Here is a 21,665-nt window from a genome sequence, read left to right on the forward strand (position 1 = left end):
CGGACCGCGGCACGCGCATTCAACCGGACATTGACGCTTCCGGTATGGGCTCTAACGGATTAGCGGCAGTATCCCGCTAAAATTTAGGGGCGCCCAATGAATTATTTAGAGTCGCTTCGCGCAAACGTTAAAGCTCGGGTAACTCGCCGATAACGCGTCGGTAAATCGTCGGCCGTTTTTTAACCACATTTATTGGCCGCGCCGGTTTTCACACTCCGTTTCGCGGGTAGACCGGCTGCCGTCCGGCAGCCGGCCTCTTCCGTCTTGTCACGCGCGTGGCCCCGCCGCATGCTCTCTTCAACCCATCTTGTCCATAATCGACATCAGCTTTTTCGCGTAATGCGGATCGGTTGCATAACCGGCGCGCTGCATGCCGTTGGCAAAACCCTTTACGTCATGCGCGGAATTGATGACCTGCGCGTAACGCGGATTACCCTTGAGCAGGCTCGCGTAATCGGTCATGGCTTCCTGATACGAGTCATACGCGCGGAATTTCTCGACCACGCGCTGCGGCTTGCCGTGCACATACTCGGTGGTGAGCGTGGAAACCGTCTTGCCGGTCCAGTCCTTCGTCGCCTTGATGCCGAACACGTTGTGGCTCGTCGTGCCGTCCGCCTTCTTGATCTCGCTCTTGCCCCAGCCGGATTCGAGCGCGGCCTGGCCGATGATGAAGCGCGCCGGAATGCCGGTCGCGGCGCTCGCGGCCTGCGCCGGACCCGCGAGCTTGTCGACGAAAGCGTCGACCTTCGGCGAGCTGCCGTCGCCCTTTAACGGCGGCGTGAGCGCGCTGTTGGCCGAGTAGCCCTTGCCCATCGCGAGCTGACCGTTCGCTTGCGCATTGCCGTATGCCTTGGCGAGCGCGTTGAGCGCCGCGGTCTGGCCTTCGTCGCCGCCGCTGCCGCCGCCGAGCGCATTGGCCATGCCGGCAAGGCCGCCTGCGCCATTGGCGCCGCTTACCTGCATGCCCTGGTTGCGCATCAACTGCTTGAGCATCGCGTCGGCCACGCCGATTCCCTTCTGCGACAGATGCTGCGACAACTGCTGGTCCATCATCGACGTGAAGGTGGCCGTGTCATGCGAGTCGAACGGGCCGTCCTGCGGCGTCGCATCGCGCATGCTCTTGAGCATCATCTGCGTGAAGACCGCGTCGAACTGCTGCGCGGCCACTTTCATGCCGGCTTGCGGCGATGCCTTCGCCTGCGCGCTCAGCTTCGCGAAACCCTGCACGTCGAGCGCGAAGCGCTGGCTGAGATCGTTCGCCGCCGCGGCGGAATTGGTCGTATCCGAATTCATCTGCTGTCTTCCTTAGATGATTTCCAGGTCGGCGCGCAGAGCGCCCGCCGCTTTCATCGCCTGCAGGATCGACATGAGATCCGCGGGCGTCGCACCCAATGCGTTGAGCCCCTTCACGACTTCGGCGAGGTTCGCGCCGGCCGTCACCATCTTGAGCGCGCCGTTGTCCTGCTTCATCTGAATCTGCGACTGCTTCGCGACGACCGTCTGGCCGTTCGAGAATGCGCCCGGCTGGCTCACCACCGGCTGCGTGTTGATCACGACCGACAGATTGCCGTGCGCGACCGCGCAGCTCTGCAGCGTGACCATCTGGTTCATCACGATGGAGCCGGTGCGCGCGTTGAGAATCACCTTCGCGGCTGCTTGCGCCGGTTTCACATCCAGGTTCTGCAACTGCGCCATGAAGGCGACCTGCTGCTCGGGATCGCTCGGCGCGCGCAGTTGGATCGTGCGGCCGTCGAGCGCCGTCGCCGTGCCGCCGCCGAATGCGTTGTTCACCGCGGCCACCACGCGCTGCGTCGTGTCGTAGTCCATTTCGTTCAGGTCGAGCTGCATCGTGCCCGCTTGCGACACCGAGGTCGGCACCGCGCGTTCGACGATCGCGCCGCCCGCAATGCGGCCCGCCGCCAGCGTATTGACCTGCACCTTGCTGCCGTTCGCGCTTGCGCCCGCGCCGCCGACCGCGAGGTTGCCCTGGCCGAGCGCGTACACCTGGCCGTCGGCACCCTTGAGCGGCGTGAGCAAAAGCGTGCCGCCGCGCAGGCTCTTTGCATTACCGAGCGACGACACGGTGATGTCGATCTGTTCGCCCGGACGCGCGAACGGCGGCAGCACCGCCGTCACCATCACCGCGGCGACGTTCTTCAACTGGATGTTCGACAGCGACGATTGCTGGTTGCTCGAACCGGCCGCCTGGTTGTTGATCGAGATGCCGAGGTTCGCCAGCATGTTGGCGAGCGTCTGCGTGGTGAACGGCGTTTGCGTGGTCTGGTCGCCCGTGCCGTCGAGACCGACGACGAGGCCGTAGCCGATCAGCGGATTGTCGCGCACGCCCTGGATCTGCACGAGGTCTTTCAGACGCTCCGCATGAGCGGGCGTCGCCGCCGGCAGCGCCGCACACGCGAGCGCGACGAAGGCGAGCGTCCGGCCGATCCTGCCGGCAAGCGCTGAGAAGCGGAATGAAACAGTACCCATGATCACCACGGCGACACGTTAAGGAAGAAGCGTTGCAGCCAGCCCATGTTCTCCGCTTCGTCGACATAGCCCTTCGCGGAGTATTCGATTTTGGCGTCGGCCACCTGCGTGGAGTACACGGCGTTCAGATTCGAGATCGTGTTCGGATTGACGACGCCCGAGAAGCGCACGAACTCGTTGCCCTGGTTGATCAGCATCTGCTTTTCGCCGCTGACCATCAGATTGCCGTTCGGCAGCACACCGGTCACCGTCACAGTGATCGTGCCGTTGAACGTGTTCGACGCGTTAGCGCCGCCTGTCGAGGTGAACTTGTTAGCGCCGCTCGCGCTCAGGTTCGCCTTGCCGAACAGGCCGCCGAGGAAGCCCGCCGTCGGCACGTCGAAGCTCGTCGTGCCGTTGCGGTTTACGCCCGCGCCGGAAGACTTCGTCGCGTTGACGTTTTCCTGAATCACGATCGTCAGGATGTCGCCGACATTGCGCGGCCGCTGGTCTTCGAACAACGGCCGGCCCGCGTAACCCGGGTTGTAGATCGAGCCGGGCGACTGCGCTTGCGGCGGCATCGGCGGCATGGCCGTCATCGGCTGCTGCGTGATCGGCTGCTTCGGCACGAGGCCGCAACCGCCGAGCGCGGCGAGCAGCGTGAGCTGCACGAGCGCCGCGGCCATGCGCGAACGAACCGGATTACGAGTGAAGTACGACATCTTGATTACCGCCTGTTAATTCCTGCTGGCTACCGCGTTAAATCTGCATCTGGCTAAGCGTCTGCAACATCTGGTCGGACGTCGTCACGGCCTTGCTGTTGATTTCGTAAGCGCGCTGCGTCTGGATCATGTTCACCAGTTCCTGCACCACGTTCACGTTCGATGCTTCCACGTAGCCCTGATTCAGCGTGCCCGCGCCGTTCAGGCCAGGCTGCGCGACGTTCGGCGCACCCGACGATGCCGTTTCCGCGAACAGGTTTTCACCCTTCGCGTCGAGACCGGCCGGGTTGATGAAGGTCGCGATCTGCATCGAGCCGAGCTGCTGGCTGTTGGTCGAGCCCGCAACCGTGATCGACACCACGCCGTCGCTGCCGATGGTCAGCGACGTTGCGTTGGTCGGCACCGTGATCGCCGGGATCACCTGGTAGCCGCTCGACGTGACGAGCTGGCCTTGCGCGTTGGTCTGGAACGAGCCGTCGCGCGTATAGGCCGTGGTGCCGTCGGGCATCTGCACCTGGAAAAAGCCCTGGCCGTTGATGGCGACGTCTTTCGAGTTGCCCGTTTGCTGCAGATTGCCCTGCGTGTACAGACGCTCGGTGGCGACCTGCTGGACACCCGTGCCGAGCTGGATGCCGGACGGCAATTCGGTGTTCTGCGTCGAGTTCGCGCCAGGCTGGCGGACGGTCTGATACAGCAGATCCTCGAATACCGCGCGCGAGCCCTTGAAGCCGTTGGTGCTGACGTTCGCGAGGTTGTTCGAGATCACGTCCATCTGCGACTGTTGCGCATTCATGCCGGTAGCGGCGATGTAAAGTGAGCGATTCATATTCTTTCTCTCTCCAGGGGCGCGTGAGCGGCCCGTTAGCTAAAGCTCAGCAACTGGTTAGCCGACTGATCGTTCTTGTCGGCGCTTTCCAGCAGCTTGGTCTGCATCTGGAACTGGCGCGCGTTGGTAATCATCGAGACCATCGCGCTAACCGGATTCACGTTGCTTCCTTCAAGCGATGCCGGGGCGACCGCCACGGCCGGATCGGCGTCGGCGGGATTGCCGTCGGCGGTGCGAAACAGGCCGTCGTCGCCGCGCGTCAGCGTTTGCGGATCGGGATTGACGAGCTTGAGCTGATCGATCGTCACCACAGCGGTCGGCGGGTCGCCGGGCGTGAGCGCGGTCACGGTGCCGTCGTGGCCGATGGTGATCTGCGCACCCGGCGGCACCGAGATCGGCCCGCCGTTGCCGAGCACCACCTGATTCGTGGCGTTCACGAGCTGGCCGTTCTGGTCGACGTGAAGATTGCCGGCGCGCGTGTAGGCCTCGTTGCCGTCGGCGGTTTGCACGGCGAGCCAACCCGGCCCTTCGATGGCGACGTCGAGTGGATTGCCCGTCTGCTGGATCGGGCCGGGCGTGTAGTCCGCGCCCGGCGTCGACGACAGCACGAAGGTACGCGTGGTGTTGTCGTTGATCGAACTGCCGTCGCCGAACGACATCGGCACGGCGCGAAAAGTCGCCAGCTGCGCGCGAAAACCGGTGGTCGACGCGTTCGCCAGATTGTTCGCAACGATGGCCTGCTGTTCGAGCGCTTGTGTGCTGCCCGACATCGCGGTGTAGATCAGCCGATCCATGATGGGTCCGTCCTGCTCGCTTACAGGTTGATGAGCGTCTGGTCGACGGTCTGCTGCGTCTTGATCGTCTGCGCGTTCGCCTGATAGTTGCGTTGCGCGGTGATCAGGTCCACCAGTTCGCTCGTCAGATCCACGTTCGAGTTCTCGACCGCGCCGCCTTGCAGCACGCCGTGATTGGTCGAACCCGGCGCCGAAATCTGCGCGACGCCCGATTGCGACGTCTGCTGGAATTCGTTGTTGCCGAGGTTCACGAGACCGTTCTGGTTCGAGAAGTTGGCGAGCACGATCTGGCCGAGCGCCGCCGTCTGCTGGTTCGAGTAGTTGCCGGTCAGCGTGCCGTCGGCGCCGATCGTAAAGCTCGTCAGCGTGCCGGCCGCGTAGCCGTCGGGCTGCAGCGAGTTCACGCCGTCCTTGCCGCCATACTGCGTCGTGCCGGCAATGTTGAGCGTCAGCGCCTGGGGCGTTGCCGAGCCGTCGGTGGTCGGCACCGAGAAGTTGAATACGTACGGCGTGGTGGTCGCCGTGCCGGACGCGTCGGTCGTGCCGAGCAGCGTGCCCGACGAGTTGAAGTTCGCGTGGCCCACGAGCGACGCGGTGCCCGTCGACACGCCGGCGTACACGTCCCACGTGCCGGCCGCGGTCTTGGCGAAATACATGTTGACCGTCTGCGATCCGCCGAGCGTGTCGTAGACCGTCGTGCTGGTCGAGTAGTTATACGTCGACGAGCTGTTCTGGTTGAAGGCCACCGGCGTCGGCGCGATCGCGTAGCTGTCGCCGGTCGCGGGTACGCCGTTGAACGTGACCGTCTGGCCGTTGCCGAGCGAGATCGGCGAGCCGGCCGTGTAGGTGCCGGTCGTCGAGGTGCCGAGCGTCGTGTCGGTCACCGTGTAGGCCGTCGCGCTGGTGAACGTGACGGTGTAGTTGTCCTTGTTCGTGCCCGACGCCGTGTTGGTGATCGTCGCGCCAGGCGTGGTCAGCGTGCCCGCGTTCGTCGTGGCCGCGGTGACGCTCGGCGTGCCGAGCATCAGCGGGTCTTGCGCGTTCAGGTTCAGGCCGGCGGCAATGTTGGTGGTCGCCTTCGGCGCGATGTTCGCGGTCGGCACGCTCAGCGGCACGGTCTGCGCGGTGTTGATGACGCCCGTGCTGTTCGCCGCATAGCCCATCAGTTGCAGGCCCTGCGCGTTCGTGATGAAGCCGTTCTTGTCGAGCTGGAACACGCCGTTGCGCGAATACACGAGCGAGCCGTTGTTCGACAACTGGAAGAAGCCGTTGCCGTTAATCGCGACGTCGAGCGCCTGGTTCGTGCTCGTGATCGTGCCTTGCGAAAACTGCTGCTGCACTTCCGAGAGCTTCGTGCCGATGCCGATCTGGTTGCCCACGGCCGTCGCCACCGAATTCGCGTACATGTCGGCGAATTGCGCCGCGCCGCTCTTGAAGCCAACGGTATTCGCGTTGGCGATGTTGTTGCCGATCACGTCGAGATCGCTCGACGATGCGGACAAACCACTCAAACCTTGTTGGTAACCCATGACGGTCTCCGTGTCTGGAAAGTCGTAACTGACTGAATCTGAATCTGGATCAAAGGATGGCGGCCACGTTGGTCAGCCCGACCGTCGTGCCGTTCGACAGCACGAGGCCCGGCGTACCGTTGCTCTGCATGACGACGCTTTGCACCGTCGAGCTTGCGAGCGTGGTTGCCGTGGCCTGCTGGCCGTTAATCGTGCCGACTGCGCTGATCGTGTAGTTGCCGTCGGGCAGCGCGTTGCCGGCCGAGTCGGTCGGCGTCCAGCCCACCGGAATCGTGCCCGCCGACTGCTTGCCGAGATCGATCGTCTTGACGATCTGGCCCGCCGAGTTCTTCACGACGACTTGCAGGTCGTTCACCGAATTGGCGAGCTGCACGCCGAACGCGCCGGCCTTGCCGCTCGCGACCGACACCGAGCTTCCCGGCGCGAGCACGGTCGAGCCGATCAGCAGCGCGGCTTGCGACTGCTGGCCTGCCGACATCTGCGTCGCGAGCGAGCTCAACGTCGTGTTCAACTGGCTGATGCCGGACACGGTGTTGATCTGGGCGAGCTGCGAGGTCATCTGCGAGCTGTCCATCGGATTGGTCGGATCCTGGTTCTTCAACTGCGCGACGAGCAGGCTCAGGAAGGTGTTCTGCAGATCGGTCGCCGAGGTGCCGGACGTGCCGCTCGTCGAGCTGCTCGAGCTGCTTGAACTGGACGCGCTGTTCGTGCCGTTCATCGTATCGAGCAGCGTTTGCGACACGGTCGTGCCGTTGTTGCCGATGGTGGTGCTGGTGGTCAAGGGGCTCTCCTCAGGTTCCGATCGTGAGCGTTTTCAGCATCAGGGTCTTGGCGGTGTTCAGCGTCTCGACGTTGGCCTGGTACGAGCGCGACGCCGAAATCATGTTCACCATTTCCTGCACCGGATCGACGTTCGGCAGCGTGACGTAGCCGTCTGCGTTGGCCGCCGGATTGCCGGGGTCGTAGGCGGTCTTCATCGGCGTCGGGTCGTCGACCACGCCGGTGACCTGCACGCCGCCGACCTGCTGGCCGGAGCCCGTGCGCGCGCCGCCAATCGGCGCAACCCCGAACACGACCTGCTTGGCCTTGTACGGCTGACCGTCCGGGCCGGTCGTGCTGTCGGCGTTGGCGAGGTTCGACGCCGTCACGTTGAGCCGTTGCGACTGCGCCGACATCGCGGAGCCTGCAACACCAAATATGTTCATCAAAGAAGGCATGTTTGCTGACCTTTCCTGCCGGTTAGAGCCGGCTTCAAATGAGTTCCCGTAGCGATTGTTCTTGCGTACTGCGTGTTGCTTTGCGTGCGGACCGTTATCCGGCCGTTAGCCGCTTACGAGCCCGACTGGATCGCCGACAGCATCGTCTTGATCTGGCTCGACAGCACCGTCATGCCCGATTCGAAGTGCAACGTGTTGTCCGCGAACTGCACGCGCTCGGTGTCCAGGTCGACGGTATTGCCGTCGAGCGCCGGTTGCGTCGGCACGCGGTATTGCAGATTGCGGTAGTCGTCGGGCGAGCCGCCCGCGGGGCTCAACGTCGACTTGCCGGACATGTGGCCCTGCGCGGTCGCCGCCATCGACATTCCGCTCGTCACGCCGGCCGGTTGCGCGAGCGGCAGCGTCGCGGTGTTCGACGCGGTGTGCCCGGCCGCGCCGGTCTTTTTCAGCGCGCCCGCAAGCGACGAAGCGAAGTCGACGTCGCGCGCCTTGTAGCCGGGCGTGTCGGCATTGGCGATGTTCGACGACAGGAGCTCCTGACGGTAAGCGCGCACATCGAGCGCTTCACGTCCAAAGGCGAATTCGGCATCGAGTTTGTCCAGCATAAGAATCTCCGGAGAACGGTCCCGAGGCTTCCCCGTGCACCTCGCGTGAGGGCTGCATCGAGCGGGAAAGCCTTTTTGCATGAGGTGCATCTTATGGGCGGCACGCAAGCAGCAATCGGACGAATAACCGGGAAAGGGGGCTTCTATTCAACGTTTGCGCAAAGGGCACGCTCAATAGAATGCAAGGCGTACCGAATGCATTCGATGGAGAACCGCGATGGACCAGCCCACTTTCGATCCGACGCCCCGCGCAAGAAGCGCGGCGGGGCATCGCATGAGTGCGGCCGTGTTGCGCGCGGTGGCAAGACTTGTGGTGGGGTCGTCGCTGGCGGTGTCTGTGGCTGGGTCTTTGTCTGTGGCTGGCGGCGTCGCGCTGTTCGCCGATGCTGCGCATGCTGGCGAGGCGGACGGCCCGATCGTGATTGCCGGTCCCAACGAACAGAACCCGGCGGCGCTCGCCGCGCTTGCCGAACATATGCAGGCGACGCCCGCGAAACGCACCGGCTCGGCGGCCACGCTCGCCGCGGCCACAGCGCAATCGCTGGGCCGTGGCCCGTCGACGCGCGACGCCGATCCATTCGCGCGCGCCGCTAATGCGAGCGGCTCTATTGTCATTGCGGGCGCCGGCGAAACGCCTGCCGCGCCGCAGATGATTCGCACGAATTTCAAGCCGGATGCAAACGGCGTCGTTACTATTCCCGCGCCGGGCCGTGGCGGTTCGGCGAACCTTGGCGATACGGCAAGTCCGACCGACGCGCCCGCGCGCGCCAACGTCAGTATTAATGCGATGCAGGCTTCGCGCCGCGTCGTGCCGGTTGTCGTCACGCCAGCGCCGCCAGCGAATAGCGCGAGAGACGCCGCGGGCGTTCAGCCGGTCGCGGTCAATGCGCCGTCGAGCGCGATGAGCCGCGCAGCGGTCGGTGTTTCGGGAACTGCGGCATCGGCGGACGCCTCGGTGAGCGACGGCTTCGAAACGCTCGCATCGCGCGGCGAGCCGCCGCAGTTCGGCGCGGACGGCAAACCGGTCGCGCAGCGCTCTAAAGCGTCGGCCAATTCCACGAATACTGCGGCTGCTCGCGTGTCGGCGACGCGGGCCGTTGCATCAGCGGTTGCGCCAGCGCCAGCGGCAACGGTCGCATCCGCGCCCGCGCAACAGAATCCGCGCACGGCTGCAACTACGACAGCGGCTACCGCTGCGCAGCCCGCGCCGCTCCCCGGCCAGCAAGACCCCGAAGCGATCCGGGCCGTCGCGCTTGCGTTCCTGCAACAGCAATCGGCGGGATTGCCGGGCAAGGTGGACATCACGGTCGCCCCCGCGTTTCCGCGCGGTCTCGCGGCTTGCATGATGCTCGAGCCGTTCATGCCGAGCGGCGCGCGCCTGTGGGGCCGCGTGACCGTCGGTGTGCGCTGCGCGGGCCAGCGTCCGTGGACGATTTATCTGCAGGCGCGCGTTTCGCTGCACGCCACGTATTACCTCGCGAGCCGCGCGATGTCGGCCGGCGAAGTGCTCACCGCCGCCGATCTCGTCGCGCGCGAGGGCGATCTGACGGGCTTGCCGCAGGCCATCGTCACCGACCCGTCGCAGGCGCTCGGCTCGGTCACGTTGACGCGCGTTTCCGCCGGCATGCCGCTGCGCCGCGACATGCTCAAAAGCGCGTCGGCGGTATCGATCGGACAAACCGTGCGCGTCGTCGCAGCCGGCGACGGTTTTGCGATTTCGGCGGAAGGCAGCGCGATGAACAACGCGTCGCCGGGTCAGCAGGTTCGCGTGAAGACCGCCAACGGCCAGGTCATCTCGGGCATCGTCAAGGACGGTTCGACGGTGGAGATTCAACTGTGAAACACAACGATCCGCGCGTGGCGAGGGTTTGCGCCGCGCCGTCCGTATCAGGGCCGGATCGTCTTGATAGACAAGGAAAAAGCTGGAGCGATTGCGCTAAAGTTTTGATCGACGCTTGCCGTTATCAGAATCAAATCGTAGAGGAAGCCAATCGTGAAAGTCGATTCCCAAACCAAGTCGAATCTGCCGACGTTGAAAGATGCCGTGTCCCGCCCGCAGCAAGGCGACGCGGCGCCCGCGAACAGCGGCGCGCAGACCGCGAGCACTGCCTCGCAACCCAGTTCCAGTGGCTCGGGCGACGCCAGCGTCAGCCTGTCGGGTCTGTCGCAGCATTTGCGCAGCCTCGCGGCGTCCGGCTCGGCCGACATCGACACGGCGCACGTCGAGTCGATCAAGCAGGCCATCAAGGACGGCACGCTGCAGATCGACTCCGGCAAGATCGCCGACGGCGTGCTGAGCACCGCGCGCGAACTGTTGCAGAACAAATCCTCGTCGACCGGCAATTAATCGACGCATCGAAGTACGGTGAATGGCCGGGCGGCGTTCGACAAACCCGGCTCGCAAATCCAGCGCGAGCCGCCGTTTTCAGCGAGTTGTTGAGATGAAAGACGCCCTGCTTGCCACCCTCATCGAAGAGTATTCCGCCGTCGAGGCGTTCGCCTCGGTTCTGACGCTGGAGACGAAGGCGCTTACCGCCTTGTCGCCGGTCGAACTGCTGCCCTCGGTCATCGAGAAAAAGACCGCGCTGATCGGCGAGCTCGCGCAGCTCGAGGCCCGCCGCGACGAACTGCTCGCCGGCATGGGTTTTCCGGGCGGCTGGGCCGGCATGGAACTCGCCGCCAGCACGGACGAGCGGCTCGCCGCGCAATGGTCTCTGCTGCAAAAAGCCGCCGAACGCGCGCGCCGCGCCAATACGAACAACGGTGAGCTGATTCGCGTGCGCATGGACTACAACCAGCGGGCGCTGGAAGCATTGCAGGTGGTGGTGCCGAAGAAGGCCGGCTTCTATGGCCCGGATGGGCGTATTCCGGCCCGGGCCGCGGCCGTTTAGATCCCGCCCGGCTTCAGGCCTCTGCGTTTTCCGGCGACGCTGTCAGCGCGCGGGAGCGCAGTGCAGCCTCAGCGTGACCAGCGCTAGCCACGGCTAGGGTGAGGCAGGCCACGTCACGCCAACGCCAACCGCGTCACGCCACATTAGCAAATCATCAAAAAGGGCTCGTCGCCACGACGAGCCCTTTCGTTTTTCAATCCCCTCGCGCACTCGCGCTCGCCTTCTCCTTGCACGTTGGCCATCCGGCCAGGTGGCATTAGTCCGCCGCAAGCGATCAAATCTTCCTTTTCCCAACGAGGTTTTTGCTCCACCAGCGGTGCCGTTTGCGCCCGGTTTCCAGGCGCCGTCACCCACGGCAGCAAATTCCACTCTAGCGAGGTTGTGTAATCGTGTGTATGATGCGAGGAGTGCAGTATGAACAGCGGCGAGGTAGTCAAACTGATTCACGCGGCCGGTTGGCGGCTAATCCGAATATCGGGCAGCCATCACCATTTCCGGCACGCATTCAAAGCCGGGCTCGTGACCATCCCTCATCCAAAAAGGGATCTTCCGCCCGGCACGCTGAACAGCATCTTGAAACAGGCAGGGCTGAAATGAAAAACTTGATCTTTCCGGTCGGCATCGAGGCGGGCGACGCACAGCACGCGTTCGGCGTCGTCGTGCCGGATATTCCGGGCTGCCATTCGGCGGGAGACACGCTGGAAGAGGCTTACGCGAACGCGAAAGAAGCGATCGAGGCGCATCTGGATACGCTGCTCGACGAAGGCTTGCCGATTCCCGAAAGACTGACGCTGGACGAGCATCGGCGTAATCCTGACTACGCGGGTTTCACGTGGGGCTTCGTGACCACCCGGAACATTCCCGCGCTCAAGAAGGCGGTGCGCATCAACATCTCGTTACCCGAGGCGTTGGTGCATGAGATCGACAAATACGCGCAGGCGCACGGCATGTCGCGTTCCGCTTTTCTCGCGCTCGCGGCCGAGCACGAAATGGCGGACGCTTGAGAAGGTGCATGCAATGGGCGCGTGCAACGGCGCGTGGAACGGGCGGTGCAATGCGCCTGCTTTGCAAACGCTCCGGCACACAACCGGTAACGCTATTGCCTCGCTATTGCGTTGTTACGCCTCGTTATACATCGGCGCGAGGCGGCCGCTCACGTCGCCTCGGCGTTGGCCCAGGCCATTTCACGCAGGCGCGTGCGCAAACGCGCCACTGCCTGGCTGTGTAGCTGACATACGCGCGACTCGCTGACTTCCATCACCGCGCCGATTTCGCGAAGGTTCATGCCGCGCTCGTAATAGAGCGACATCAGGAGCTTCTCGCGTTCCGGCAAGCGGTCAATCGCCTCGACGAGCGCCGAGCGCAAGCTGTCGTCGAGCAAGGCCGAAAGCGGGTCCGAGTGATCGACGCAATAACGGTCGAGAAACGGTTCGTCGTCGGCGGAACGGTCGAAGTCTTCGTAGTAAATCAGCTGGCTGCCGTGCAGGTCTTGCAGCATCGACTGATACTCGTCGAGCGGCATTTGCAGGTGTTCGGCAACCTCCGTTTCGCTCGCCGAGCGGCCCAGATTCTGCTCGACTTTATGCACGGCCGTTTCCACTTCACGCGAAGTGCGCCGCAAGCTGCGCGGCAACCAGTCGTTGCTGCGCAATTCGTCGAGCATCGCGCCGCGAATCCGCTGGCTCGCGTACGTCTCGAACTGCGCGCCCTGATCTTCTTTATAGCGGCTCGCGGCATCGAGCAAGCCGATCATGCCGGCCTGGATCAGATCGTCCAGATCGACACTGGCCGGCATCTTGGCCACGAGCTGCAAGCCGAGCCGACGCACGAGCGGTGCGTACTTCGTCAAAACATCGGCTTGGGAAATCTTTCCCTGAGCGTTATACATCGTGCTCCCCTTGTCCTTGTGCCGCCACTCAGGCGTGCTGCGCAGACGGTTGGTCGGCGTGTTGCGCCGCTGAAACTGTCGCAGGCGCCATCCACGGCGTTTGCGACGACATCGCTGGCCGCATCGGCCAGTACTGCAATTCGGCTGCGAGGTGCCGGAAGTCGCGCGCAGCCGGTGTCGACGGAAATGCGTCGACGACACAACGCGACAACTCTTCGGCTCGCGCCATCCGCGCATCGGCGGCAATGCAACCGGCGTCTTCGAGCGCCACGGCGAGGTAGCGGCTGGCCACGCCGGCCAGGTTTGCAAAAGCGGTGTGAGCGTCTTCCACGCTCTGCACGTGATTCACCAGCACGCGAAACTGCGCGATCGCGTGCGCGTAGTGCAGGCGCTTCATGCACGCGTACGCGTCGGTGATCGCCTGAGCGGCCATGCGCGTGACGATCATCACGTCGTGCGCCTGCATCGCGAGCGCCGACAGGTGCCCTTGCTGATCCAGTTGCGCATCGATCAGCACGACGTCGGCCGAGCCATGCAGCAGCACGCCGAACTGCGCCGCGCTATAACCCTCGCGATGCGCACGCGCGGCGGCCAGCACCGAGAAGCCGAGTGGATGCCGCGTGGCGGCGTCGTCTAGCGTCATCTCGCCGCGCATCACGGCGACAAAATTGCCCGCGCCGCGCACGCTGCCGGCGAGCGCGCTCACCGATTTTTCGCCCGTGCGCTCGTCGAGCACGAGCACGTCCTTGCCTTGCTGCGCGAGCGCCGCGGCGAGATTGATCACCGTGGTCGTGCAGCCCGCGCCCATCGACCCGCCGGTCACCGCAATCACGCGCGAGCCGCTGCGCGCGAGGAGGCGCCGCAGTCCTTCTGCCTGATCGGGGACGAGCTTATCCAAAGCGAACCTCATGCAGTTCGGCGGTCGAACGCGCGGAAAGCGCGGAGAGCAACGCGGGCACGTCGTCGTCATGCGGGACGAACGGCGAGTGATCGCGCGGAATGCAGAACGCGCTCTTGAGCAGGAAGCGTTTGGTCGCGACGTACAGGTTCTCCGGCACCTTCTGACCGGTCGACACGTAGTGCACCGGCAGCTTGTAGCGGATCACCGTATCGAGCACGCCGCCCAGGTTGGTGGCTTCGTCGAGCTTGGTCAGAATGCAGCCGGCGAGCGGCTGTTGATCCGGTCCGCGCTGATACGCCTGCACGACTTCGTTGAGCGTGTCGCCGTGGCTCGTTGCGTTGAGCAGCAACAGGCGCTGCACCGGCTGACCGGCGCGGCTCAGCATCGCGATCTGGTCGGAGACGAGGCGATCGCGCTGGCTCATGCCGATCGTGTCGATCAGCACGATGTGCTTGTTGCGCAGTTCGGAGAGCGCGAGTTGCAGGTCGGCGCTGTCTTTCACCGCATGAACCGACACGCCGAGAATCTTGCCGAAGATGCGCAGTTGCTCGTGGCCGCCGATCCGGTAGCTGTCGGTGGTGAGCAATGCAACCTTGCTGGCGCCGAAGCGCATCACGCAGCGCGCGGCGAGCTTGGCGGTGGTCGTGGTCTTGCCGACGCCCGTCGGGCCCATCAGCGCGAAGACGCCGCCGCGTTCCATCAGCGTGTCTTCGTCTTCCATCACGGGCAGGTTCGAGGCGAGCACCGAGCGCACCCAGTCCATGCCGTCGTCCATGTTGTCGACGTCTTCGGGCAGGTTGTCGACCATCATCTGCACGAGTTGCGCCGAGAAACCGGCGGCGAACAGATGCTTGGTGAGCGCGCCGTGCGACGGATTGCGGCGCTGGCGGTCGCCCCACATGAGGCCCGCGAACTGTTCTTCCATCATGCCGCGCAGCGACGAAAGCTCGCTCATCACGGTTTCCTTGACGACCTGCTCCATGCGCGCCTTGATCGCTTCGGCGACGCCAGCGGGCGTGCGCGCGTCGTCGGCGGAAGAGGAGGACGGCGATGAAGACGAAGACGGCGACGGCGCGAATTTCTGCGCAGCGCGGCGCGCGGCCACTTGCGCAGCTTCGCGAGCCCAATCGGGCGTGTTGTCCGCTTGCTGTGCAGTGGCGCGGCCGGGTTCGACGGCAGCGCCGAGGCCTCTGGCCATCGCCGCAGCCGGCGTGATCGCTGCCGGACGCGCGGCGTATTCACCGTGCGACTCCTGCTCGCCGGCGATGCGGCGTGCGTGATCGATCAGCCACGGATTCGACTCGGCCATCGTGCGCGGCCCGTCGACGTCGGAGGCCGATGCAGCGGATGCGGACGGCACGCCGGCGGCCTTCAGCAGATCGGCGCGCATGTCGTCGTTCAGACGCGCGGCTGCGGCGCGCGCGCTCGGCTGGCCGACGTGGATCTGTTGCGATTGCGGCGCCGGCGAATGCTTCGCGGCCGCCGCTGTCGTGTTCGGCGTATTGGCCGCGGATGCGCCCTTGCGCGCGTCGACCTGTGCGGCGGACAGCTTGGCGGCATTCATCGCCGCACTCGGAACGATCCTCGCGGCAGGCTGCGCATCGTGGCCGCCTGCGAGCGCCGGGTCGGCGAAGCCGCCCGCCGTCTCGGTCCCGGCTTCCGGGCTCGCGCCGAACACCGACGAGAACACGTCCGGCATGCCGCTCGCGTACGGATTGGCCTGCATCGGCTGAGCCGCGGACATCGCGCGCGGAGCGGCTTGCGCGGCCACCATATTCGTCGATGCGGAGTGCGCTGCGCTCACATCGGCGCGCGGAGCCTTCGGCGTGATCGCCGCGAGGTCGCTGTCGGCCAATGCGACGATCTCGACACTGCCGTCGTCCATGGTTCGATTGGACAGCACGACCGCGTCGGCGCCCAGTGCTTCGCGCACGAGACGCAGCGCGTCGCGACTGGTGGCACCGATAAATTTACGAATGTTCAAGCTGGACCCCCGATGAGGTAAACGGACTGACGGACCGGCAACACACCGCTTCCCATTGAGATCATTATTGCGAAAGCCCTCGACCGACGATCGGTGGATAAAGGCCGTTAAACGTGGGTAATTCGGACGATGGACGCACGCCGCGATTAACGCGCTTGCATCGGCACAAGACGCCGCCCCGTGTGCGAGCGAGCGGGCCTTACGAGCGAAGCATGGACGCCCCAGTGCATGAGCGGTGCGAAAAGTCAGGCGCGGAAATGAAAACCGGCGCCCACAGGCGCCGGCCGATAACTGGAACGTGAAGCCGGATCGCGCGTTAACCGTGCGCGCCGATCAGATTCACGACCTTGATGTTGCGCGTATCGGGCACTTCCGCATACGACAGCACCTTCAACTGCGGCAGGCTGCGGCGCAGGAAGCGCGCGAGCATCGGCCGCAATGCGTGTTGCACGAGCAGCACCGGCGCAAGTCCCATGTTCTGCTGACGGCTCATCGCCTTCTGCGTCTCAGTCATCAGCGTATGCGCGAGGCCGGGCTCGAGGCCAGGGTTGGAACCCGTCGACAGTGCCTGCGACAGCACGCGTTCGAGATTCGAGTCGAGGCCCATCACCTGCATGTCGCCGGTGCCGGGGAACCACTGCTGCGTAATCGCGCGGCCCAGCGCGAGCCGCACGGCGGCGGTGAGATCGTGCGCGTCGGTGATCTTCGGCGTGTGTTCGGACAGCGCTTCGAGAATCGTGCGCAGATCGCGAATCGGCACGCCTTCTTCGAGCAGGTTTTGCAGCACCTTTTGCAGCGTGGTGAGCGGCAGCGTCTTCGGCACCAGATCTTCGACGAGCGACGGCGTGTCCTTCTGCATCCGTTCGAGCAGCGCCTGCACTTCGCGGCGGCCGAGCAGTTCGGACGCATGCGTGACCACGAGGTGATTCAGGTGCGTCGCGACCACCGTGCTCGAATCGACCACCGTGTAGCCGTACACCTGCGCCTGTTCGCGCAGATTCGTGTCGATCCAGATAGCCGGCAAGCCGAACGCCGGGTCTTGTGTCGGCGTGCCCGGCAGCGCGGCGGACACCTGGCCCGGATTGATCGCGAGCCACTGGCCCGGATACGCCTCGCCGACGCCGACTTCCACGCCCTTGAGCGCGATCCGATAACCGTTCGGACGCAACTCCAGGTTGTCGCGAATATGGATGACAGGCGGCAAGAAGCCGATTTCCTGCGCGAACTTCTTGCGGATGCTTTTGATCCGCTTCAGCAACTCGCCGTCCGAATTCTTGTCGACGAGCGGAATCAGCCGGTAACCCACTTCGAGGCCGAGCGTGTCGATCATCGTCACGTCGTCCCAGCTTGCTTCGGCGTTCTCGACCGGCGTGACCGCGGCCGGCGCGACGTCGACGAGCGCCGTCGTGTTCTTGCGCTCTTCGGCGCGCTTCTTCATCGTGCGGCCGAGCTGGATCAGACCGCCGCCGAGAATCAGAAACGCGAAGTGCGGCATGCCCGGAATCAAGCCCATCAGCACGAGAATGCAGCCGGTGATCATCAGCACGCGCGGGTTCGTGAAAAGCTGCCCGGTAAGCTGCGTGCCGATGTCTTCATTCGTTGCCACACGCGACACGATCACGCCCGCGGCCGTCGAAATCACGAGCGACGGAATCTGCGCGACGAGGCCGTCGCCGATGGTCAGCAGCGTGTAGTTCTTGCCCGCCGACGCGAAGTCCATGCCGTGCTGAACCATCCCGACGATCAACCCGCCGAAGATGTTGATCACCATGATGAGCAAGCCGGCGATCGCATCGCCGCGCACGAACTTGCTCGCGCCGTCCATCGAGCCGTAGAACTCGGCTTCCTGCGACACTTCCGCGCGACGCTTGCGCGCCTGCTCTTCGTTGATGAGACCGGCGTTCAGGTCGGCGTCGATCGCCATCTGCTTGCCGGGCATCGCGTCGAGCGTGAAGCGCGCGGATACTTCCGCGATCCGCCCCGCGCCCTTCGTGATCACCATGAAGTTGATGACCATCAAGATGATAAAGACGACGATACCGACCGCGAAGTTGCCGCCCACGAGGAAGTGACCGAACGACTCGATCACTTGGCCTGCGGCGTCAGGACCGGTATGGCCTTCGAGCAGCACGACGCGCGTCGATGCGACGTTCAGCGAGAGCCGCAGCAACGTCGAGAACAGCAGCACGCTCGGGAAAGCGGCGAAGTCGAGCGGCTTCATCGTGTACATGCTGACGAGCAGCACCATCACGGAAAGCGCGATGTTGAAGGTGAACAGCAGATCCAGCAGGAACGGCGGCAACGGCAAAATCATCATGCCGAGGATCATGCAGATCAGCACCGGGCCCGCGAGGGCGCGTAAATTGGTGCCGCTCAAGGCATCGGGCCGTCGAGCGAGGAAACCGGCGCGAGCGTTCATGCGGAGGCTCCGTCTTCGTTAGCAGGGTTAAGCGTGTCGGCGGCTTCCTGATCGGCGTCTTCATCCGATACACCGCCCTTGTCGAGTTCCGCGGGCACTTCGAGCTCGGTCGGTGCGACCGGCACGTCGCCGCCTTCGGTCTTGAAGCGCCGCAACTGGTACACCCACGCGAGCACTTCCGCGACCGCGCCATACAACTGGCCGGGAATCTCGCGATTGAGTTCGACGTTGTGATACAGCGCGCGCGCAAGCGGCGGCGCTTCCAGCAGCGGCACGTTGTTTTCGGCAGCGAGTTCGCGAATGCGCGCGGCCACGAGGTTCACGCCCTTCGCGACGACCTTCGGCGCGCGCATCTCGCCGTCCGTGTATTGCAGCGCGACCGCGAAGTGCGTCGGGTTCGTGACCACGACGTCGGCCTTCGGCACCTGCGTCATCATGCGGCGGCGGGCAATCGCGCGCTGCTGCTGGCGAATCCGGCCTTTCACGTGCGGGTCGCCTTCGCTTTCGCGATGCTCGCGCTTCACTTCTTCCTTGCTCATGCGCAGTTTCTTGTGGAACTGCCACAGTTGATATGGCACATCCAGCGCGGCGACGACGAACATGCCCGCGACCGTCATCCCGCAGCACACGGCGATCAGATGCACGGTGTTGGCGAGCGCGAGATGCAGCGGCTGCGTGGCGAGCGCGAGAATCTCCTCGCGCCGGTTCCAGATTGCCGTGCCGCCGATAATGCCCACCACCAGCGTCTTCGCGAGCGACATGGCGAGCTGGATCGGTCCGTTGATCGAAAAAATCTTGCCGAGGCCGGCGATCGGATTCAGGCGTTCGAACTTGGGCTCGAGGCCTTTCGTCGACAGTTGCCAGCCGCCCAGCGCCATCGGCGCGAGCAAGGCGGCCGCGCCCGTGACGGCGAGAATCGGCAGCAAGGCGTAGAGCCCTTCGCGGCTCGCCGCGCCGGCGCCGATCATCATGCGGTGCGTTTCAAAAGCGCCGGCGTGGTCGAACGTGAACGCCGCGCGCAGCATCGCCTGCAAATGCTCGCCGATGCTGTCCGACATGCCCCACACGCCGAAAAAGCCGGCGGCGAGCAGCGCGAACGTCGAAAGCTCCCGCGAACGCGCGATCTGCCCCTCCTCGCGCGCTTTCTGCAAGCGCCGAGGGGTGGCTGATTCGGTTTTTTCGAGGTCGCTTTCCTCTGCCACAAAGCTCTCCGGTTGGGCGAGGCACTGCGCCTCTTTCCAGTGAGAGCGATTATTCCCGCTCGGCGCAAGCACCGATCGGCGGATAAGGAAGGAGAAACCGGGGCTTTTCGGCGGATGGACAAGCGGCGCGCGAAACCGCGCGCCGCCGCAAAAAACAACGCCCGCGCTGTTGAGCGCGGGCGTCGTGGAGAGCTTTCAGGCGTTGCGTTGCCGCAGACTAGCTTGCGTAGGCCACGAACGGCGCCTGCGTGCCGCCGTTCGGCCGTAGATCGAAGCCGTGATAAACGTGGCGTCCGTAGAAGAACGGCAAACCGAGGTCGAACGCGGCGAGCCCGCCGATCTGTCCGGCCAGGTCGTTGAACGCATAGTTGGTGCCGTTACCGAATAGCGTCGACGCACTCTGGATGCCGATATTCGCCACCGCCTGCACGCTGTTCTGGCCGACCAGCGTGATGGAGCGGGTCTGCGCGCCGGACGGGCAATAGAAGCCCGAGAAGTTGCTGCCGCACAGCGTGAGCGAGCTGTCGTTGAAGAAATAGCCGTTCGAGCCCGAATCCAGGAACGCCGTGATCGTGTTGCCGTTGAACACGCTGTTGGTCAGGTCGCCTGCGCCGTCGGTGGTGAAGGTCTGCGCGGAGCCGAGCGCATTGTTCGACTGCGTGCCGATGCCGAATACCAGCGTGCCGGTGGCCGAAGCCGCGCCGTTATCGCCAATGGGCGGCATTTGTACGATCACGCCGTTGTTGTCGACGGGGAATTTAGCGACCGGATTGGCGACCTGGTTCGCGAGCGGAACCGCGGTGCGCGTGCACGACGTGCCGCCTGGGCACGAGAAGTAATTGCTGTACGTCCCAGCCGTGGACGCGTTCGCGCAGGTCGAGCCGCAATCGTAAAGCGCGGTGCCGATGCCGATGATGCCGTTCGCGCCGAGATCGTTCGCCGTGTTCTCCGCCGAGCCGCTGCCGCAACCCGCCGACGGCGTCGTGCTCGCGGGCTTGTCGCCGATGATCTGCAACGGAACAGCCGCAGTCGTCGTTTCGCCGCCGATGGTCACGGTCGCGGTGCGCACACTGCCCCACGTGTAGCCGTCGGCGAAAGTCGCGCATTCGGCGAGCTGGCCGCCGCTTGTCGACGTGCTGATCGGCAAGCCGGCCTGCATCGTCGAATTCAGCGCCGAATTGACGATGCGCAGACCGAACGAGCCCGTGTCGACCTGAATGTTGTCAATCTTCTGACACGTCCCGGTGCCGGGCACGCAGACCGTCACGCTGATCGAGGGAATGTTGATGACGCCGGTAACGCCGTGGGCCACCGTGATCGCCACGGTGTTCGCGGCAGTCGCGGCGATCGGCTGCTGCGTCGGGCTGGGCGGCAAGCCGCTCGACGAACTGCCGCCCGCGGAGCCGCCTGTCGAACCGCCGGTTGAACCGGTCGAGCCGCTGCTGGAACTGGAGCCGCTATCGCCGCCACCACCGCACGCGGCGAGCGCCGACACCAGCACGACGGTTGCCACAACCTGAGTCCAGTCCTTGAGTTTCTTCGCAATGTGCATGGTTCGCATCGTTCGTCCTCGTTACTGGATGTCGGAGCCGCTGACGCCGGCAGGCAGCGCGGGCGGCAGCCACGCGCGGCCGCTGAACGCGCCCATATGGCCGCCGGACTGGACAACGAGGCTGCTCTGATCGACCGCAACGGGGCCGCGTGCGCCGCCGCGCGCGGCGCGCACCGCCTTCACGCCGGCCACGTACTGTGGAAAGTAGCTGCCGAGCAGTTCGTTCAGATCGGGCATTTGCGGGCCGCGCCAGGTGATGGCGAAGACGGTGCCGTCAGTGGTGAGATATTCGCGGACCACCGTGCCGTTGCCGAGCGTGGTTTCACGCACGGTGTACGACGCCGTAGCCGACGCGGAAGAAGCCGCGCCCGACGCGGAGCGAATCACGGCGCTCGAGGGCTGCAAGGTGCGGGCCGATACCGACGCGTCCGCGGGAGGCGTCATTGGGGCGCCGCCGAGCGCCGCGTGAGCGGACGGCACGGCCGACAACGAACAGGACAACATAAGCGCCGTAACCAGACCGGCGCGGCGTACACGACTGCGCATGACGAGACTCCTCCCTGACTGCTGGCCGGCTTGCGCGTGCTGCGAACCGGCTGCGTTTAGGCAAACCATAGGGCGCGGAGGGGCCGCATTCTCGAGGAAAACCTCACGATGCAAGCCTCCGGT

Annotated in this window: 21 protein-coding genes; 5 read left to right on the forward strand and 16 right to left on the reverse strand. The window is 64.8% G+C overall.

Annotated elements, in window-relative coordinates; all coding sequences use genetic code 11:
* Positions 1–297: 297 nt before the first annotated feature.
* The 9 genes from flgJ to flgB form a co-directional block, all read right to left on the reverse strand.
* Entirely contained in the window at positions 298–1,293 is a 996-nt protein-coding gene (flgJ, locus tag AB6809_RS19065; protein WP_371026960.1) for a flagellar assembly peptidoglycan hydrolase FlgJ, read from the reverse strand.
* Positions 1,294–1,305: 12 nt separating this feature from the next.
* A complete protein-coding gene (locus AB6809_RS19070; RefSeq protein ID WP_029970942.1) occupies positions 1,306–2,487 on the reverse strand; it encodes a flagellar basal body P-ring protein FlgI in 1,182 nt (393 codons plus the stop codon).
* A 2-nt stretch (positions 2,488–2,489) separates the two neighbouring features.
* On the reverse strand, positions 2,490–3,188 hold the full coding sequence (flgH, locus tag AB6809_RS19075) for a flagellar basal body L-ring protein FlgH (protein WP_006050925.1): 699 nt from the start codon (positions 3,186–3,188) through the stop codon (positions 2,490–2,492).
* 37 nt (positions 3,189–3,225) lie between these two features.
* Positions 3,226–4,014, reverse strand: coding sequence for a flagellar basal-body rod protein FlgG (gene flgG, locus AB6809_RS19080; RefSeq protein ID WP_006050924.1), 789 nt, complete (start codon positions 4,012–4,014; stop codon positions 3,226–3,228).
* A 35-nt stretch (positions 4,015–4,049) separates the two neighbouring features.
* Positions 4,050–4,808 carry a flagellar basal-body rod protein FlgF gene (gene flgF, locus AB6809_RS19085; RefSeq protein WP_006050923.1) on the reverse strand — a complete coding sequence of 253 codons (759 nt, stop codon included), beginning with the start codon at positions 4,806–4,808 and terminating at the stop codon, positions 4,050–4,052.
* Between the two features lie 20 nt (positions 4,809–4,828).
* Entirely contained in the window at positions 4,829–6,337 is a 1,509-nt protein-coding gene (locus AB6809_RS19090) for a flagellar hook protein FlgE (RefSeq protein ID WP_006050922.1), read from the reverse strand.
* Positions 6,338–6,386: 49 nt separating this feature from the next.
* A complete protein-coding gene (gene flgD, locus AB6809_RS19095) occupies positions 6,387–7,118 on the reverse strand; it encodes a flagellar hook assembly protein FlgD (protein ID WP_371026961.1) in 732 nt (243 codons plus the stop codon).
* Between the two features lie 10 nt (positions 7,119–7,128).
* A complete protein-coding gene (flgC, locus tag AB6809_RS19100) occupies positions 7,129–7,554 on the reverse strand; it encodes a flagellar basal body rod protein FlgC (protein WP_029970946.1) in 426 nt (141 codons plus the stop codon).
* Between the two features lie 113 nt (positions 7,555–7,667).
* Positions 7,668–8,159, reverse strand: a complete 492-nt coding sequence (gene flgB / locus AB6809_RS19105) for a flagellar basal body rod protein FlgB (RefSeq protein WP_006050919.1) — start codon at positions 8,157–8,159, stop codon at positions 7,668–7,670.
* A 217-nt stretch (positions 8,160–8,376) separates the two neighbouring features.
* Between flgB and flgA the strand changes: the two genes are divergently transcribed.
* From flgA to AB6809_RS19130, 5 genes are all read left to right on the forward strand, one after another.
* On the forward strand, positions 8,377–9,999 hold the full coding sequence (flgA, locus tag AB6809_RS19110) for a flagellar basal body P-ring formation chaperone FlgA (RefSeq protein ID WP_371026962.1): 1,623 nt from the start codon (positions 8,377–8,379) through the stop codon (positions 9,997–9,999).
* Positions 10,000–10,152: 153 nt separating this feature from the next.
* A complete protein-coding gene (gene flgM / locus AB6809_RS19115) occupies positions 10,153–10,506 on the forward strand; it encodes a flagellar biosynthesis anti-sigma factor FlgM (protein ID WP_029970949.1) in 354 nt (117 codons plus the stop codon).
* A gap of 94 nt (positions 10,507–10,600) precedes the next feature.
* Entirely contained in the window at positions 10,601–11,050 is a 450-nt protein-coding gene (locus AB6809_RS19120) for a flagella synthesis protein FlgN (protein WP_006050916.1), read from the forward strand.
* Between the two features lie 414 nt (positions 11,051–11,464).
* A complete protein-coding gene (locus tag AB6809_RS19125; protein WP_006050915.1) occupies positions 11,465–11,647 on the forward strand; it encodes a type II toxin-antitoxin system HicA family toxin in 183 nt (60 codons plus the stop codon).
* Positions 11,644–12,054: a type II toxin-antitoxin system HicB family antitoxin gene (locus AB6809_RS19130; protein ID WP_006050914.1), complete on the forward strand. Its 411-nt coding sequence runs from the start codon at positions 11,644–11,646 to the stop codon at positions 12,052–12,054. The genes AB6809_RS19125 and AB6809_RS19130 overlap by 4 nt, the downstream gene beginning before the upstream one ends.
* Before the next feature lie 149 nt (positions 12,055–12,203).
* Here AB6809_RS19130 and AB6809_RS19135 read toward each other — a convergent pair whose 3' ends face one another.
* The 7 genes from AB6809_RS19135 to AB6809_RS19165 form a co-directional block, all read right to left on the reverse strand.
* Positions 12,204–12,938 (reverse strand): RNA polymerase sigma factor FliA, encoded by a 735-nt coding sequence (locus tag AB6809_RS19135; protein WP_006050913.1) that lies wholly within the window; start codon positions 12,936–12,938, stop codon positions 12,204–12,206.
* Between the two features lie 28 nt (positions 12,939–12,966).
* Positions 12,967–13,836, reverse strand: a complete 870-nt coding sequence (locus AB6809_RS19140) for an AAA family ATPase (protein ID WP_029970951.1) — start codon at positions 13,834–13,836, stop codon at positions 12,967–12,969.
* Positions 13,829–15,823, reverse strand: a complete 1,995-nt coding sequence (gene flhF, locus AB6809_RS19145) for a flagellar biosynthesis protein FlhF (RefSeq protein WP_371026963.1) — start codon at positions 15,821–15,823, stop codon at positions 13,829–13,831. The genes AB6809_RS19140 and flhF overlap by 8 nt, the downstream gene beginning before the upstream one ends.
* A 316-nt stretch (positions 15,824–16,139) precedes the next feature.
* Complete coding sequence (flhA, locus tag AB6809_RS19150; protein WP_371026964.1) at positions 16,140–18,242, reverse strand: flagellar biosynthesis protein FlhA; 2,103 nt, start codon at positions 18,240–18,242, stop codon at positions 16,140–16,142.
* A complete protein-coding gene (flhB, locus tag AB6809_RS19155) occupies positions 18,239–19,444 on the reverse strand; it encodes a flagellar biosynthesis protein FlhB (RefSeq protein ID WP_006050909.1) in 1,206 nt (401 codons plus the stop codon). The genes flhA and flhB overlap by 4 nt, the downstream gene beginning before the upstream one ends.
* Positions 19,445–19,661: 217 nt before the next feature.
* A complete protein-coding gene (locus AB6809_RS19160; protein ID WP_371026965.1) occupies positions 19,662–21,005 on the reverse strand; it encodes a DUF3443 domain-containing protein in 1,344 nt (447 codons plus the stop codon).
* Between the two features lie 12 nt (positions 21,006–21,017).
* The gene (locus AB6809_RS19165) at positions 21,018–21,542 is read right to left on the reverse strand and encodes a DUF2844 domain-containing protein (protein WP_006050907.1); all 525 of its coding nucleotides are present in this window, start codon (positions 21,540–21,542) and stop codon (positions 21,018–21,020) included.
* Between the last annotated feature and the right edge of the window lie 123 nt (positions 21,543–21,665).

It is taken from the genome of Paraburkholderia sp. RCC_158 (genome assembly GCF_041355255.1).
GTDB lineage: Bacteria > Pseudomonadota > Gammaproteobacteria > Burkholderiales > Burkholderiaceae > Paraburkholderia > Paraburkholderia graminis.

Bases quoted from the DNA above. Each gene is read 5' to 3' on its own strand.
- flgJ (WP_371026960.1), bottom strand. From the start codon at position 1,293: ATGAATTCGGATACGACCAATTCCGCCGCGGCGGCGAACGATCTCAGC.
- AB6809_RS19070 (WP_029970942.1), bottom strand. From the start codon at position 2,487: ATGGGTACTGTTTCATTCCGCTTCTCAGCGCTTGCCGGCAGGATCGGC.
- flgH (WP_006050925.1), bottom strand. From the start codon at position 3,188: ATGTCGTACTTCACTCGTAATCCGGTTCGTTCGCGCATGGCCGCGGCG.
- flgG (WP_006050924.1), bottom strand. From the start codon at position 4,014: ATGAATCGCTCACTTTACATCGCCGCTACCGGCATGAATGCGCAACAG.
- flgF (WP_006050923.1), bottom strand. From the start codon at position 4,808: ATGGATCGGCTGATCTACACCGCGATGTCGGGCAGCACACAAGCGCTC.
- AB6809_RS19090 (WP_006050922.1), bottom strand. From the start codon at position 6,337: ATGGGTTACCAACAAGGTTTGAGTGGTTTGTCCGCATCGTCGAGCGAT.
- flgC (WP_029970946.1), bottom strand. From the start codon at position 7,554: ATGCCTTCTTTGATGAACATATTTGGTGTTGCAGGCTCCGCGATGTCG.
- flgB (WP_006050919.1), bottom strand. From the start codon at position 8,159: ATGCTGGACAAACTCGATGCCGAATTCGCCTTTGGACGTGAAGCGCTC.
- flgA (WP_371026962.1), top strand. From the start codon at position 8,377: ATGGACCAGCCCACTTTCGATCCGACGCCCCGCGCAAGAAGCGCGGCG.
- AB6809_RS19120 (WP_006050916.1), top strand. From the start codon at position 10,601: ATGAAAGACGCCCTGCTTGCCACCCTCATCGAAGAGTATTCCGCCGTC.
- AB6809_RS19125 (WP_006050915.1), top strand. From the start codon at position 11,465: ATGAACAGCGGCGAGGTAGTCAAACTGATTCACGCGGCCGGTTGGCGG.
- AB6809_RS19130 (WP_006050914.1), top strand. From the start codon at position 11,644: ATGAAAAACTTGATCTTTCCGGTCGGCATCGAGGCGGGCGACGCACAG.
- AB6809_RS19135 (WP_006050913.1), bottom strand. From the start codon at position 12,938: ATGTATAACGCTCAGGGAAAGATTTCCCAAGCCGATGTTTTGACGAAG.
- flhA (WP_371026964.1), bottom strand. From the start codon at position 18,242: ATGAACGCTCGCGCCGGTTTCCTCGCTCGACGGCCCGATGCCTTGAGC.
- AB6809_RS19160 (WP_371026965.1), bottom strand. From the start codon at position 21,005: ATGCGAACCATGCACATTGCGAAGAAACTCAAGGACTGGACTCAGGTT.
- AB6809_RS19165 (WP_006050907.1), bottom strand. From the start codon at position 21,542: ATGCGCAGTCGTGTACGCCGCGCCGGTCTGGTTACGGCGCTTATGTTG.